General features: G+C 53.9%; 10 protein-coding genes. 2 read left to right on the forward strand and 8 right to left on the reverse strand.

Annotation, left to right across the window (positions count from 1 at the left end; all coding sequences use genetic code 11):
• Positions 1-394 precede the first annotated feature (394 nt).
• The 3 genes from topB to AB7S84_RS04325 all read right to left on the reverse strand — a co-directional run bounded on the left by topB (position 395) and on the right by AB7S84_RS04325 (position 5724).
• Complete coding sequence (topB, locus tag AB7S84_RS04315) at positions 395-3208, reverse strand: DNA topoisomerase III (RefSeq protein WP_428153081.1); 2814 nt, start codon at positions 3206-3208, stop codon at positions 395-397.
• Between the two features lie 30 nt (positions 3209-3238).
• Positions 3239-3442: a DUF6485 family protein gene (locus AB7S84_RS04320; RefSeq protein ID WP_020878367.1), complete on the reverse strand. Its 204-nt coding sequence runs from the start codon at positions 3440-3442 to the stop codon at positions 3239-3241.
• 212 nt (positions 3443-3654) lie between these two features.
• Positions 3655-5724 (reverse strand): S9 family peptidase, encoded by a 2070-nt coding sequence (locus tag AB7S84_RS04325; RefSeq protein WP_020878366.1) that lies wholly within the window; start codon positions 5722-5724, stop codon positions 3655-3657.
• A gap of 563 nt (positions 5725-6287) precedes the next feature.
• Between AB7S84_RS04325 and AB7S84_RS04330 the strand changes: the two genes are divergently transcribed.
• Entirely contained in the window at positions 6288-6896 is a 609-nt protein-coding gene (locus tag AB7S84_RS04330; RefSeq protein ID WP_428153085.1) for an anthranilate synthase component II, read from the forward strand.
• Complete coding sequence (gene pabB / locus AB7S84_RS04335) at positions 6893-9133, forward strand: aminodeoxychorismate synthase component I (protein WP_428153088.1); 2241 nt, start codon at positions 6893-6895, stop codon at positions 9131-9133. The genes AB7S84_RS04330 and pabB overlap by 4 nt, the downstream gene beginning before the upstream one ends.
• A gap of 119 nt (positions 9134-9252) precedes the next feature.
• On the opposite strand, the gene AB7S84_RS04340 is transcribed toward pabB, so the two are convergent.
• The 5 genes from AB7S84_RS04340 to yidC are packed head-to-tail and all read right to left on the reverse strand — an operon-like array spanning position 9253 to position 14333.
• On the reverse strand, positions 9253-9621 hold the full coding sequence (locus AB7S84_RS04340) for a hypothetical protein (RefSeq protein WP_020878363.1): 369 nt from the start codon (positions 9619-9621) through the stop codon (positions 9253-9255).
• A complete protein-coding gene (locus AB7S84_RS04345; protein ID WP_020878362.1) occupies positions 9614-10321 on the reverse strand; it encodes a YkgJ family cysteine cluster protein in 708 nt (235 codons plus the stop codon). The genes AB7S84_RS04340 and AB7S84_RS04345 overlap by 8 nt, the downstream gene beginning before the upstream one ends.
• 50 nt (positions 10322-10371) lie before the next feature.
• Positions 10372-11766: a tRNA uridine-5-carboxymethylaminomethyl(34) synthesis GTPase MnmE gene (mnmE, locus tag AB7S84_RS04350; protein ID WP_428153092.1), complete on the reverse strand. Its 1395-nt coding sequence runs from the start codon at positions 11764-11766 to the stop codon at positions 10372-10374.
• Positions 11767-11824: 58 nt separating this feature from the next.
• Positions 11825-12667, reverse strand: coding sequence for an RNA-binding cell elongation regulator Jag/EloR (gene jag / locus AB7S84_RS04355; protein WP_020878360.1), 843 nt, complete (start codon positions 12665-12667; stop codon positions 11825-11827).
• Between the two features lie 19 nt (positions 12668-12686).
• On the reverse strand, positions 12687-14333 hold the full coding sequence (gene yidC / locus AB7S84_RS04360; RefSeq protein ID WP_428153095.1) for a membrane protein insertase YidC: 1647 nt from the start codon (positions 14331-14333) through the stop codon (positions 12687-12689).
• Between the last annotated feature and the right edge of the window lie 96 nt (positions 14334-14429).

Raw genomic sequence — 14429 nt, forward strand, 5'->3', positions numbered from 1 at the left:
CACCAAAACTCGTCGGAGCCCATGATGAATCTCTGCGGGTTGCGCAGATCCGGACGTTCCGGAAACTCGGATGGTAACTGTCAATCATTATGTCTAAAGCTTGCTCCGGGCGGCCCGGAAACTCGCTTGCGCTCAAACAGTCCAGGCCGCTGATCCTCCGCGGCGCTTAAGCGGCACTAAAACTCACCGCTGAAGGGGCGCAGGTCGTATCCTCCCGGCACCTCTTTCCGGTTACCATCATGAAAGTCGAAAGTTGAATTACGGAGTATTCGTCCCCGGCCGGCGCTTCTTCCCCTTTGAAAAGCAATGGCGTTTCCGACGGTCCGCCCCACGATGAAGGGTTTGACGCCGAGATGGAGACGCGCCGGATAGGGTTCCTTTCCGACACCTGACATCACGTGCCGGAAGCATCTGAAAAATCGAACACGACCCTGGGCGGCGGCGGACCATCGGTGCTGAGACGCAGTCGTGCTGAAAATGACGATCCCTTTCTGGAGATGAAGCCGGACAGAAGGTCCGTCTCCCCCTTTTCTAAAAGTTGCGCGGCCACCGCAGGAAGGATTTCCTTCTGGGCGATCGTCCGCCATACGACAAAATTGCAGCCGCCGTCCGCTTCCCGCCATTGATCACACCCATAGGCTCTCGGTCCTTCAACCACGTTACCGCCGCAAGCCGGGCATTTGCCAATCACTTTTGAAGGCGTTCCATCCGGAGCGATCTCGCCGAAATCAAACCGGACATCCCAACACGATCCTTCCTGAACCAGCTTCAGGGCGGCGGAAAAGAATTTGCCCTTCCTGGATACAAAATGATCCAGAAGACCGGTCCTCCCTTTCAGAAGCAGTTCTCCAGCCAATTGCGGCGTGATGGGCTTCTGCGCCATCTCTTTCCAGATCACGAAACGGCAGCCCCCGTCCGCTTCCCGCCAGTTGCAACACCCGTATGATTTTGAATTATCGACGATGTCGCCCCCGCATTGGGGGCATTTCCCGATCATATCAGGAGACGCCTTGAGCGTGGGTGTCTCGCCGGGTTCAAGATGGACACACCACACACCGTTGTCCCGGGTCAACCGCAGCGTGCCGCTGAACGGCTCCCCCAGGTCTGATACAAATCCCGACAGAGGGCCGACATGCCGATTTGACAGCAGCGCGGAAAGAATCGCAGGTGATATTCGCAGGCCGGCGATCTCGCTGGCGACAACGAAGCGGCACCCACCGTCGGCCTTGCGCCAGTTGGCGCATCCATAATCCCGCTTGCCGAGGATGACCTCTCCTCCGCACGCCGGACACGGCCCCAGACTTTTGGAACCGGCTTTGAATTCATCGATCATTTGCGTCACCATTTTTTTGATTTCGTTCAGGAAGGTTTCGTCCGATCCATCACCCCGGGCAATTCGATCCAGGCGCTCCTCCCAGCGGGCGGTTTCCTCTGGAGAAGCCAGTATCCTTGCCGTCTGAAACCGGCGGAGCGTATCGATCAGATAACACCCTTTTTCCGTTGCCAACAGATACTTTTTCCGCCGCACCACATACGCCCGCAGCAAAAGGGTTTCAATAATCTGTGCTCGGGTGGATTGCGTTCCCAGTCCTACCTCTCTCCGAAAAATTTTTTTGAGCACGCCGTCGGTCACATATCGCTCCGGACGGCTCATATCCTTGAGGAGCAACGCTTCGCTGTATTCCGGCGGCGGTTCAGTCATCCGCCGCTGAACGACAGCCGACTTGACCTTTGCCGGATCTCCCGGTTCCAGGGCAGGCAGATTTTCCGATATCGCTTCGTCTTCTCCCACTTTGCTGGAATACGGCCCGGCATCGTCTTCGGCGTATAGCCGCTTCCAGCCAAGTTGGAGGGTTCGCCGGCCTCTCGTCTCAAAGACTTCGTCCGCCACCACCGTGACAACATCGGTTTGTTCGAATTGATAATCCGGATGAAATGCGGCTGCAAAGCGTTTCAGAACGAGTTCATACACTTTTTTTTCATCATCGGTAGCGCCTTCCGGGAGGGGGGCCAGGGGGATAAGCGCATGGTGGTCGGTCAGTTTTTCGTCGTTGAACACGCGTCGGTTGGACACCTGAAGCCGTGTTTCATCCAGGCCGTCAAACCGGTCCGGATAAACCTGCGACAGGGTTTTAACCAGAATTCGTGCCAGATCCACATTCCCCGATCCCATCACCTTTGCATCGGTTCTGGGATAGGAGAGACATTTTTTTCGCTCATAAAGATTCTGGGCCACCTGCAGCGTACCTTTCGCCGACAACCCAAATCGCCGGTTGGCCTCCTGCTGAAGATCCGTCAACGCATAAAGCAGCGGTGGTGGTTGCCGCTTGTTTCGAACCGTGACGGATGCCACTCGACCTGTCCGTTCCGTTATTTTTTCCGCCAGTCTTTCGGCATCCCTTTCGGCTGTCATGCGTCGAAGACCGTCTTTGCACCAGACGCCCCACCATTCTCCTTTGGCGTTTGCGAAGCACGCTCTGAGAGTCCAAAAGGGTTCGGCCACGAAGTTTTCCCTATTCCGCTTCCGGTCTACGATGAGCGCCAGGACGGCTGTCTGCACCCTGCCTACACTGAAAACATCGTCTTCAGGTTTCCCTTTGGCGCTCCTCGGTATGGACATATTGGACCGGGATATCAACGTCGCAGCCCGCGAACAGCTCATCCCCACCACCCAGTCGGCAATCTGACGGGTTTGACCGGCTTTCCACAAACGGTTAAAATCCTCGGCAGGCCGCAATTTCGTCAGGCCCGCCCGGACTATCTCAGGGGTGAGGGCCTGGCTCGTCCAGAATCGCAGAATTCGTTCCCAGGCCGAAAAACCGACCGCCATCAGGATAGTCCGGGCGATCACTTCTCCTTCTCGGCCCGCATCCGTCGCAATGATCACCCGCCCCACGGCTGATGAGCCCAGAAGACGTTGAATAATTTTCAACTGTTTTCGCGTCTTGGGAAGAGGCTTGTATCGAAACACGTCGGGGATAATGGGCAGGGTATCCAGACGCCATGGCTTCCATCGGGAATCGTAATCCTCGGGCGAGGCCAGTTCCATTAGATGTCCGACAGCCCAGGTGACAATGAACCGAGAATCCTCCAAATAGCCTTCATGCTTCCCACGAATGCCCAGTGCACGAGCAAAGTCTCGAGCCACGGAAGGCTTCTCCGTGAGAATAAGGGTCTTCAGGCCGACACCGGTCGGGGAAGAATTCATGCGCCAATCATTTCCTTCAAAAACAGCTTGTTATACTTTTTTCTGAGCGACCAGACGGGCAAAATGTTCGAAGGATCGATCATAGGTTTTCTCGGCATCTTTAGGGAAGCAACAACCTGGAAGTTGGCGGCTTTTCAGATGATAGCGGATGCACTCGCAGCATATCCCCTGCTTTGGACAACCGGTGTAAGTACATGTGCAGTTTTCAAGGTTTTTCTCTTTGTTGCACTTCATCCTTTTCTCCTTTTTGAAATTCTTTCAACATCTTGATCCCGGCGATCTCCCGTCAAGTCCACCTGCTGGAAACCCATGCGGATCCGAACAGCACGTCGCACAGATCACCCATTATTATGGTTCGTTGGCGGATTGTGAATGAGAAGCCTTTCAGAGGGCAACCCCAAAAAGCTTTTCCCAAACGCATCTCGCCGCAGATCAGACCAGACGTTCTATCCCAAGGGGTCGAGAACGGCATTCGAAGTTGAGGAACGGCCGCCAAGATACCGCGCCAAAAAGGCTTCCAAAGCGCGATAAAAATCCAGCCGATTTGACTGCGCCTCGAAGACGTGCGCTTCGTTGGCCTTCACCATGTAAGGGACATGGCGCCCGCGACGACGCAACCGTCTGACAAATTCATCAATTTCGGTTTTTTTAACGCGAGGGTCGATGGCGCCCTGGGCGATCAGTAGCGGTGCACGAATCCGATCGACATGAAAATAGGGAGAGGCGGAAATCAGCCGCTGAAATTCCTTCCTGGGATCACCAACCTTTGTGTAAACATTCTCCAACTCAATTTTTCGATAACTCGGAATAGACCCAATCAGGGAGAAGAGATTGACAGGTCCGGCATGACTGACCCCGACTGCATAAAGACTCGGCGTAAAAGCCAGCCCGGCCATTGCCGCGTATCCGCCATAGGAGACACCATAAATAGCGATCCGTGCCGGATCGGCAATCCCTTCCGAGACAAGCCAGGCCACGCCGTCGGTAATGTCGTTTTGCATGACTCCGATTCCCCACTCCCGATACCCCGCCCTTTCAAACCCACGTCCGTATCCCGAAGACCCCCTGAAGTTCGGTTGAAAAACAGCGTATCCTCGGCTGGCGAGAAATTGGACCTCCGGATGAAAACCCCAGACCACCCGTTCCCAGGGATCTCCATGAGGCATCACCACCACGGGCAACTTCCTGCGCGCCTTTTCCGGCGGCCAGGTAATGTATCCGGGAATCCGCCGGCCGTCTCGAGCAGTAAACGCAACGTGCGTCATCTCAGCCAACCTTTCGGGATTGAGCCACGGCCGAAGATCAGCCAGTTTTTCCAGACGATCGTCTGCCGCATCAAAAACGTAATAAGCACCGGGGTGCCGATCTCCCGTCACCCAGACGAGGCAACGACGCCCATTCCGGCTTCGATCCGCGATAGCGGCCTGAAGCCCGGGAAAATGACGGTCGAGAGCGGCTTGAAGCGACTTTCGCCTGTCGTCGAAAAAAGCGTAGTGGATTCGGTCGGTGACATAGATCGCCCCCTCGATTCGACGCTGATAACGGCAGACAAGAGGGGCCAGCACATCGACTTCAGGGTGGCGGTAGAGTTCCTGAGCCTCTTTTCCGGTTTTCGGGTCGAACTTCAACAGGGTCGCTTTGTCTCTGTCCACGGCCGACACGAGCAGCAGGTACCGGTTATCAAAGGTAAATCCGTGAAGGCGAATCCGGGTATCACCGCCGCCGAAGAGCACCGGCCGAAACGCCTCCGTTTCCAGATCACGGTACAAAAGAACGGTCCTGAGACCGTCGGTCTGAACGGCAGCACGGAGATTTCCATCATGATCTGCCGCCCACTGGACGATGTTGCCCGGGTTGTCGGCAATTTTAAGCATCTGACCCGTACTGAGCGTCACTCGGTAGACATCCATCAGGTTGGGATCCCGCTGATTCATCCCGATAAGCATTTCGGCGGGTCGTTGGGGCATGACGTCGATGATCTCAACGTTTACGCCCGGGAAAGGCGTTATATCCCGAATTACACCCCCGGTCCGTGGGATGAGAAACAAACGATAATTTCCGTCCCCCCCCACATCCGCCAAAAAAACGATTTCTTCGTCGTTGGCCCAGACATAATCATGAATATCCCATTTTAACATCGCTGTTATGGGTTGTCCCTCTCTTCCGTGCTGGTCGGCGTCTACCGTACCGATCGTCGAGATCGAATTTCGGTCGTCGGGAAATACGGTCTTTACATGAAGATTCAAGCGGCCTTTCCAGGGCGCCAACCACGCGACACAGGTCCCATCGGGAGATATGGAGAAGGCGGTTTGTTCAGGCGACCTGAAAAAGGCCGAAGCGGGTGTGAGTCCTGCCGGCGTTTCGGCCGGCACCCGATGCACCGGCGCCATATCAGGCGGTACACAGGCCAAAATAACCGTTGAAAGCAACGCCAATGCACACCCGATGAATTTGATCGGTCTGCCGCACCGGCCGCAGCCGGCCGCACCGACACAGAGATGTTTTCGACAGGGCATGGGACCTCCCCCCAAAGTCGCCGTCCTCGAAACAAGACAGCAGGATGCGATTGTATTCAATGATGACTTCCGGATCGATTGGCGCCGCGTGTGTTCAGGCACTTGAGGGTACAATAACCTTTCTGCGCAAGTCAATGCTGATGTCTGATTCGGTGGCGGCAATACCGCGGGAAATGAGTTTTCTTCAACTTTCGATGTTCGTGGAGGTAATACGTGGTTATGGCATCGATCCATGAATACCGAAAAGTTCCTTAGCGTTCTTTGCACCTGACTGAAACATGAAAATCGAAGGTTGAGAGTTTTTCTTGACCCGAAGCCGGTTTTTCGCTAATCTCGCCCTAAAAAGATGCGGTTATGCCTCCAGGGTCAACAGCGGCACCCACTCGAATTCCACTTCAAGTGGTAACGGAATGGGGCCGAACGCCGGCAAGGACCAAAGGCTTCCGCCGTCAAACGTGATGAGTTATGCAACAGGCTAAGCCACCCAGACTCAAGGGGTGGCTTTTCTTTTTGGGGCGGACCACATCGCGCCGGTCGGGTACCGCCTCTGCTGGGAGGTATGGATGACCCGATTGCTTGTCATCGACAATTATGATTCGTTTACCTACAACCTGGTCCAAATGTTTCGGCACTATCCTCTGGCCATCCACGTTGCCCGGAGCGATCAAATCACTATCCATGAGGCCGAACTGTCAAATCCGGACTATATCCTCATAAGCCCCGGACCCAGGAATCCGACGCATGCCGGGATATCGATGTCTCTCATCAGAGCATTTTACAGACGCGTCCCGATTCTGGGCGTCTGTCTGGGCATGCAGTGCATCAACGAGGTCTTCGGCGGCACGACTGTTCGGGCCCCAGTCCCCATGCACGGCAAGACCAGCCACATCCACCATGATCACCAAGGCATATTTCAATCCATTCCATCACCATTCAGGGCAGCGCGCTACCACTCTCTTGCCGTCCGCCGCTCTCTTGCGTCATCGCTCAGGGAATCAGCCCACAGCACGGACGGCGTCATCATGGGAATCTCTCATCCGGAATTTCCACTTCACGGCGTCCAGTTCCATCCGGAAAGCTTCCTTACGGAACACGGCTTCAGATTAATCGACAACTTTATCAATATGAAACCTCTCGTCAACTGCGGAACTCCAGAACGGATGCGTTCATGAAAGAGACTATCAACAGATTCGACACGATAACCGGCGTCCGCGAGATACCCATCACACTCAATGAGGATTTTCTGACCTTCGCCGGCAGATTCACCGCTATACCGGGAACGGTCGCGCTGATGAGCGGGGGGAAACTCGACTGCGCTCGTCATCATATACTGGGAATTCGTCCGTGGATAAGTCTCCGGGGACGAGGAACAACGTGTCGGGTTCAAACGGCCCAAAACGAAACCATCATCCACGGGAATCTGTTGGAGACCCTGCGCCATTTTCTCAACCATTTCAATCTGGCAACGCCCCTGCCCATCTCGCCCATTTCAGCAGGTTTTTTAGGGTACCTTGCCTACGACCTCAAGGATGCCGTTGAAGATCTGCCGCGAACCGCCATCGACGATCTCTGCCTGCCCCATCTTTACCTGACCGTCCCTTCCATACTCATCCTCCACGACAAAGTCCGCCGACAGACCCGCCTCTTCCTCCCGGAACGCCAATCAGACGACGGCTCTCGCATTACGGGGGATCTGGATTGGTTCTCGAAAATGGCCTCCGGCCCAGCGCCCGAGGAGAGCTCTTTCCGGGGAGATGTCGACGGGTTTGCCGCCAATTTTTCCCGATCCGCCTATATGAGCGCCATTCGGCGCATCCAGGCCTATATCGCTTCCGGTGACGTCTACCAGGTCAACATGTCCCAAAGATTTGGCATGAACTTCGAGGGGGATCCTTTCGCCCTCTTCCGCACACTTTACCGGATGAATCCCGCTCCGTTTTTCGCCTATATCAACGCCGGAGACCACCACATCGTCTCTACATCGCCCGAGCGGTTCATTCTTCAGGAAGGGCGCGCCGTGGAGACCCGACCCATTAAAGGCACACGGCCACGGGGCAAAACCCCCTCCGAAGACGACGTCCTTCGCCGGGCACTTATGGACAGCCCCAAGGATGATGCAGAGCTGTCCATGATCGTGGACCTGATGCGCAACGACATCGGGAAGGTCTGCTCGCCTGGGTCGATCCAGGTCTCCGAACATAAGCGCATTGAAACCTATCGGAACGTCTGCCACCTGGTATCGAAAATAACAGGAACCCTCGAAACGGGCAATGGATCCGTCGACTTGATCAAAGCCGTATTCCCGGGAGGCTCCATCACGGGTTGCCCAAAGATCCGCGCCATGGAGATTATCGACGAATTCGAGCCCTCTTCCCGACATATTTACACCGGCGCTATTGGATACATCAGCTTTCATGATACCATGGACCTGTCCATCGCCATTCGGACGGCCACTATTCAGAATGACAGAATCCTGTTTTCAGTTGGGGGTGGCGTAGTCTACGATTCCGATCCATCGGACGAATTTGAAGAGACACTTCACAAGGGAGAGACCCTCTTGTCCGTCTTTCGGACCGGGAAAACAGGAAAGCGCGCTTCCGGCCCATGGGCCTGGATCAACGGTCGTCTTTACCCGCTCAGTCAAGCGATAATTCCGGCCACCCATCCGGGCGTTCAGTTCGGACACGGTTTTTTCGAAACGATTCGGGTGGACACGGGCAGGCCCCGATATCTATCAGCGCATATCGCACGTTTCAACGGGGCGTGGCATCACCTTTTCCCCGGCGATGCCCCCGATTTGAGCTGGGACGTCATTATCCGACAAGTCATCGACAAGAACCATCTCGGCAACCAGGTTGCCGCCGTGAAGATACTTGCATTGCTGGGAAGCCGGACAGAGCCGCCCTTTGACCACACCCTGATGGTGACGGCCAGATCTTATACACACCGGCTCGCCGGACGAGATCCCGGCGGTCTCCGTCTGGTCACCTACCCCCACCCGCGGCAAACGCCATTGGCGGATTACAAAACCCTTAACTATCTTTACTATCGCATGGCCGGCCAGTGGGCTAAGGCAAGGGGGGGCGACGAAGCCCTGATCCTGAATCCCGACGGAACGGTATCCGAGACCGATACCGCCAACATTATCCTCGTCAAGAATCGACAAGCTTGGCTTCCGCGTTCCGCGCACGCCCTGCCCGGCATCATGGTTCGAAAGGTCGAAAACATCCTCTCACGGGATGGATTTACCGTTTCAACGGCAACGTTCATTCCACAAGACCTTTTTGAGATGGACATCGTCCTGTTATCCAACAGCCTCATGGAGATTGTACCGGTGCTCAGTCTGGACGACGCCCCCCTGAAGGTAGTCTGGCGGCTTTTCGAAGACATATGCCGGGCAATTCGCTGATATCAACCGCTTGGATGCCGGCAATCCGTTGACGATTGCCGGCTTTATTTTATTTGACCGAAAAAGAAATAGGCAGGGAACAGGAGGGACGATTGGAAGCCGTTGATTATCAGGCAGCCTCATTCGGTCTGATTGGATTTTTCGGCTTTCTCTTTTTCGAGCAGGTCTCGGTACCAGCAAGAAAACTCGAACATTCCCCTGTACCGTTCATCATCATTTATAAGCCCCAGGCACAACTCCAGAACGCCGCTGCCATATGAGTTGCTGTAGCCGTCGAATGTACGCGACTGGAGGAATTCACGCACCAGCATGTGGGTAGTCCGCTTACTCTGATCACGCCGTATATCGATGGGATCCTTAGGCTCCTGAAATGGATCCCACTTTTCGTACCCCACCCTGTCAAGAATGTGCTGCCGGCGTCGGGATGACATACCCTCGAACACGGCCCGTTTCCGGATCTCCGCCTCATCTTTGGAATCGTTATTCATTGGCGTCCCCCTCCTTGTTTGGGGCATCCGCTTTTTCATTGTCGGGATGGTCGATACCGAGGTATTCGTCATCATAGACAGTCAGCAATGCCATCGACAGCGGCACGAGCATCTCCGACATTTTGACATATCGTGTTTTCAAAACGCTGACGAGTTCTTCGGAAATTTGATACAATCGTTGTTGGACAATGTCCAGGTTCACGGTCGGATACGGTTCGCCGGGGACAAACCCCGATTTGCCGCATGTATGCCCCTTTCCGCCGATAGCCGTCGGAATCCCATAAAAACGACAGGTGACGGGACGGTAGTCGTAGAGACTGCACAAGTCCTGGGCGTTGAGCAGCGGACATCGCACCCGCTTTTTCGCCAGGTCTGCCAGAATTTCCTCCTCTGTCATGCCGGATTCGAGAGCCTTGTAGGCGTCCTTTTTGATCCTGTAAGCCTGACGGTCCGCTCTATTAGCCTTCTCCACGACCTCGGCTTTCTCGTCATCGCGCCCCTGGTACGTCCGATTGAATTGATGATTGATGTAGAGCGCTTCAATCAGCGTCAGATCAAAAAGTGCGTGGCAACAATCGGAACATCCCTCGTCACACTTCACACAGTGGGGATATTCTTCCCGAACCCGGCCGAAAACCTCGTCGGCAGCTTTCAATAACGCTTCGTATTTTTCGAAAAACGGCGTAAAATCAATAGTCATGTTTCACCTCTTAAAAATCGCTTACTTAAAAATGTTCCACGTGGAACATATTATTTCCCGACACAGAACCGTTCAAAGACGTAATCCAGGATGTCATCCCGGATCGTGACCCCAAGGATCTCTCCAAGAAGGTCATAGGCGGATCGGATGTCCAGGTTAACCAACTCGAAAGGCATCCCGCAACGAATGCCCTCAGCGGCGGCCATCAGTGCGGCCACTGCGGCGTCAATGGCATGTTTTTGCCTCAAATTGGGAATGATCGCGCTCTCATAGGCGAGCGACGGTTGAAGCGCAAGTGCCTCGATTTTCTGTTTCAACGTGTCGATCCCCTGATTGTAGCGTGCCGAAATGGAGACCCGAGGGATGCTGCGCCAGCAATCCGGGAAAACAGTATTGTTGCCCAACGGATCAAGGTCGCACTTGTTCAAGACCCAGATGACGGCTTTATGGCGGACAATTTCGAAGAGATCGGTATCCTCGTCCGTTATGGGGCTTCCGGCGGCGGTCACAAACAGGACGAGGTCCGCCCCTTCGATGCGGGAAAGGGTTCGTTCCACACCGATTTTCTCGATGGGATCCTCTGTGGAACGCAATCCCGCCGTGTCCGTCAGGAGGATGGGAATGCCCCTGACGACCAGGTTTTCCTCGATAAAATCCCGAGTGGTGCCGGGAAGGTCCGTCACAATGGCACGATCCTGATCCAGGAGACAATTCATAAGGCTCGATTTGCCCACATTTGGTTTGCCGGCGACGACCACCTTCAGCCCGTCCCGCAAAATATGTCCCGCGTCATATCGTGCCGCCAGGGACCTGAGGGAAGACAGTGCCTCTTGTTCCAGTTGTTTTAGAATCCATCCATCGTCGATATCGCCGCCAACGTCGTCTGGAAAATCGATGGCAGCCTCGGTTTCCGCCAGGACACCGCGAATCAGTTTTCGCAACGATTCGATATGTTGTCGCAGTGCTCCCTGCAGTTGAGCCGTAGCGATATGAAGAGCGCTATCCGTGCGCGCGGAAATAATATCGATCACCGCCTCGGCCTGAGTCAAATCGATACGGCCGCTCAAAAAAGCACGACGGGTAAATTCGCCGGGTTCCGCCGGAACCGCTCCATGTCGAAGGACAAGTCCAAGCACGGCACGAACTACCGCCGGCCCTGAATGCATCTGGATTTCGACCACATCCTCCCGCGTATAGGAATGAGGGGCCTTCATCCATACCAAAAGAACCTCGTCCAGGATCCGCCCTGTATCGGGATCGACGATGCGGCCGTGATGAAGTCGATGAGATTTCAGGATAAACGGCGTCGGTGATCGGCGTCGAAGATGAGACGGCTGGAAGACGGTTTGGGCGATTTGGAGTGCATCCGGCCCTGAAATCCGGACGATTCCGATCCCGCCGACACCCATCGGGGTTGCGATGGCGGCAATGGTGGAAATGGTCACTATAATGATCTCTCGGACGCCTCAAAACACCCCAAAAGGATGAATTGATACAACGATCTCATAAGGCTTGCTTTTTCCGACGTTTTTTGGGGAAAATAACGAGTTTTCGATAAAATCCGTCACCAATACTTTGCGTCCTGACCCCTTGGTCGTTCTTCAGGGTCAAATGAATAATCCGGCGATCGTGAGCATTCATCTGACCGATGGTCGCAGGCTTGCCCGTGCTTTTCGCTTTTTCGGAAAGCTTTCGAGCCAGATTTCTCAAGTTTTCCCGGCGATCGTTCAGGTATCCCTCGACGTCGACCTGAATACGGATGCGCTTATCGCTCTGCCGATTGACGATTTTTTCCACGAGATACTGGATGGCCTCGAGGGTTTGTCCCCGTTTACCGATAAGAACCCCGGCGTTTCCGCCTTCGATATTGAACATGATGCGGTCAGCCTTCGTCTCGATGCTGATATCCGCTCCGGTCGTAATGAAGTCGATAATGCGCCGGAGGGCATCTTTTCCCGCGATTATCGCATCCGAATCAAGATCGACGGCGTCACTTTCAGTGCCAAAAGCCTCTTCAACGAGCGCAGCGACTCGATTGACGGTCGGTTCGTTCACGGCTTCCAGATTATCGTCACCCGCATCAGCGGCGATCTCCTCATCAGCCCTGCGCGTCGGCGATTCAGGTTCCGGATGGACAGGAGGGGGCGGCGAAGTTTTCAGTTTGACATGGTCAGGTACGGTGACGCTGATTTTGGCCTTTTTGACGCCGACCAATCCAAAAATGCCGGAGGATCCATAGGAGATAACCTTATATTGAAGCTTTTCTATCGGGATATTCAGGGCTTTCGAGGCTTTTTCCAACGCCTTGTCAACAGCCTTCGCTTCGAATTCCAGAGAGGACGACATATGTGATAACCTCCATCATTTAGGCGTTTTTCCTTCCAATATAATACTGCTGGGCAATTGAGAGAATATTGTTGACCAACCAGTACAGCACAAGACCGGAGGAAAAGTTGATAAAGATAAATGTAAACACCACCGGCATCAGCATCATCATCTTGGCTTGAGTCGGGTCTCCAGGAGGCGGAGACATTTTTTGCTGCAGCAGCATGGTTGCGCCCATGATAATGGTCAGAACAGGAACGCCGTAAGGCGGCTCCATGAACGGAATGGAAAAATCGAACCGAAACAGACGATCGGGTGCCGATAGATCGTTAATCCAGCCCACAAAAGGCGCATGACGAAGTTCGATCGCCTCGTAAAGCATCCGATAGAGAGCAAAGAATACCGGGATCTGAAGCACCATGGGCAAACACCCGCCCATGGGATTGACCTTATAAATGCGATAGAGTCCCATCAACTCTTCGTTCATCTTCTTCTTATCATCTTTGTGTTTCTCCCGAATTTCGGCCATCAACGGTTGAATTTTTTTCATCTGGTTCATGGAGGCATAACTCTTGTTCCCCAAGGGCCAGAGAATCAGTTTGATGATGATCGTCAGAATGATAATGGCGACGCCATAATTCGGTATAACGCTGTAGATATAGTTCATGAGCCAAAGGCAGGGCTTGGCGAGTATGTCGAACATGCCGAAATGGATAAGCTTATCCAATCCGTTATGATATTGACTGAGAATTTTCAGGCTTTTGGGGCCAAAAAACAGATCAAAGGCAAAGGTTTTCACGGTGGCGGGGTCAAGGGTCACCGCAGGCAGAACATATTGACTCCTGAGAAGGTCGTTCTGGGCCACCGACAGATGCAGCCGGGACGATTCAGATGCTTTTGGAATGATGGCGCTGAAGAAATAGCGCCCTTCAATGGCCGCCCATCCGATCTTACCATCATAGATGTTTTTGTCCTCGATCGATTTGATCTTGATCTGCTCAAGGCTGTTGTCGATTAGAGCGCTCGGTCCCTCGAATCCGTATGTGGCCCCATTTGAGGAGGATTGGCCGGAAAGTCCGACCGAGAGTGCGCCCTCCACCGGCCGGGCGGACATATTTTTCATCGTAAGATCAAAGCCCACGAGATAGGTGTCCGGTGAGAAACGAAAGCGTTTCTCCATCACAATGCCTTCGGGGGAAGCATACGAAAAAACGATATCCTCGGAAACGCTTGAAATCGACAGATTATCGGCGTCGACGGATGCCGTGAAAACGGCATTATCGAGATTCGGAAAATCGCCCCCGGAAAAACCGGTATAAACAGTGCCGCCGGGAACGTCCTTGGGAATCAGTGCCTTCATCGGAGAATCTTTTTGAGCGGTCTCACGATATTTTTTAAGAACAATACTCTCAAAAACAGCCCCTCTTTCTGAAATCTTGGCAATATAGAGAGGCGTATCAATGGTGATCACCCTGGCGGGCAGGGTTTCTTCAGAAGGCGTCGGAAAATCCGTCGCCGCAATATCCGGCTTTGCAATATCCGTCTTCGGGGCAGGCGGTACGGCAACCTCGGCGACGCTGTCGGTTTCGACCGGCGGTGGCGCATCCGGTTCAACCATAAAGAACTGCCAAACAAATATAACAAGAAATGAAAGTGCTATTGCTACAAATAATCGAGCTTGTTCCATTATCCTCTCCTCAAAGTCAAAACGAACATGTTCTCCGACATGAAAACTCGCAACAACGGCCCGCAGGGTATCAATGTAAAAAAGGAGGTTGGAAAG

Origin of the sequence: Desulfococcus sp. (assembly GCF_050178255.1) — a bacterium.
Lineage (GTDB): Bacteria > Desulfobacterota > Desulfobacteria > Desulfobacterales > Desulfococcaceae > Desulfococcus > Desulfococcus multivorans.

Bases quoted from the DNA above. Each gene is read 5' to 3' on its own strand.
- jag (WP_020878360.1), bottom strand. From the start codon at position 12,667: ATGTCGTCCTCTCTGGAATTCGAAGCGAAGGCTGTTGACAAGGCGTTG.
- AB7S84_RS04320 (WP_020878367.1), bottom strand. From the start codon at position 3,442: ATGAAGTGCAACAAAGAGAAAAACCTTGAAAACTGCACATGTACTTAC.
- yidC (WP_428153095.1), bottom strand. From the start codon at position 14,333: ATGGAACAAGCTCGATTATTTGTAGCAATAGCACTTTCATTTCTTGTT.
- AB7S84_RS04345 (WP_020878362.1), bottom strand. From the start codon at position 10,321: ATGACTATTGATTTTACGCCGTTTTTCGAAAAATACGAAGCGTTATTG.
- AB7S84_RS04330 (WP_428153085.1), top strand. From the start codon at position 6,288: ATGACCCGATTGCTTGTCATCGACAATTATGATTCGTTTACCTACAAC.
- AB7S84_RS04325 (WP_020878366.1), bottom strand. From the start codon at position 5,724: ATGCCCTGTCGAAAACATCTCTGTGTCGGTGCGGCCGGCTGCGGCCGG.
- AB7S84_RS04340 (WP_020878363.1), bottom strand. From the start codon at position 9,621: ATGAATAACGATTCCAAAGATGAGGCGGAGATCCGGAAACGGGCCGTG.
- pabB (WP_428153088.1), top strand. From the start codon at position 6,893: ATGAAAGAGACTATCAACAGATTCGACACGATAACCGGCGTCCGCGAG.
- topB (WP_428153081.1), bottom strand. From the start codon at position 3,208: ATGAATTCTTCCCCGACCGGTGTCGGCCTGAAGACCCTTATTCTCACG.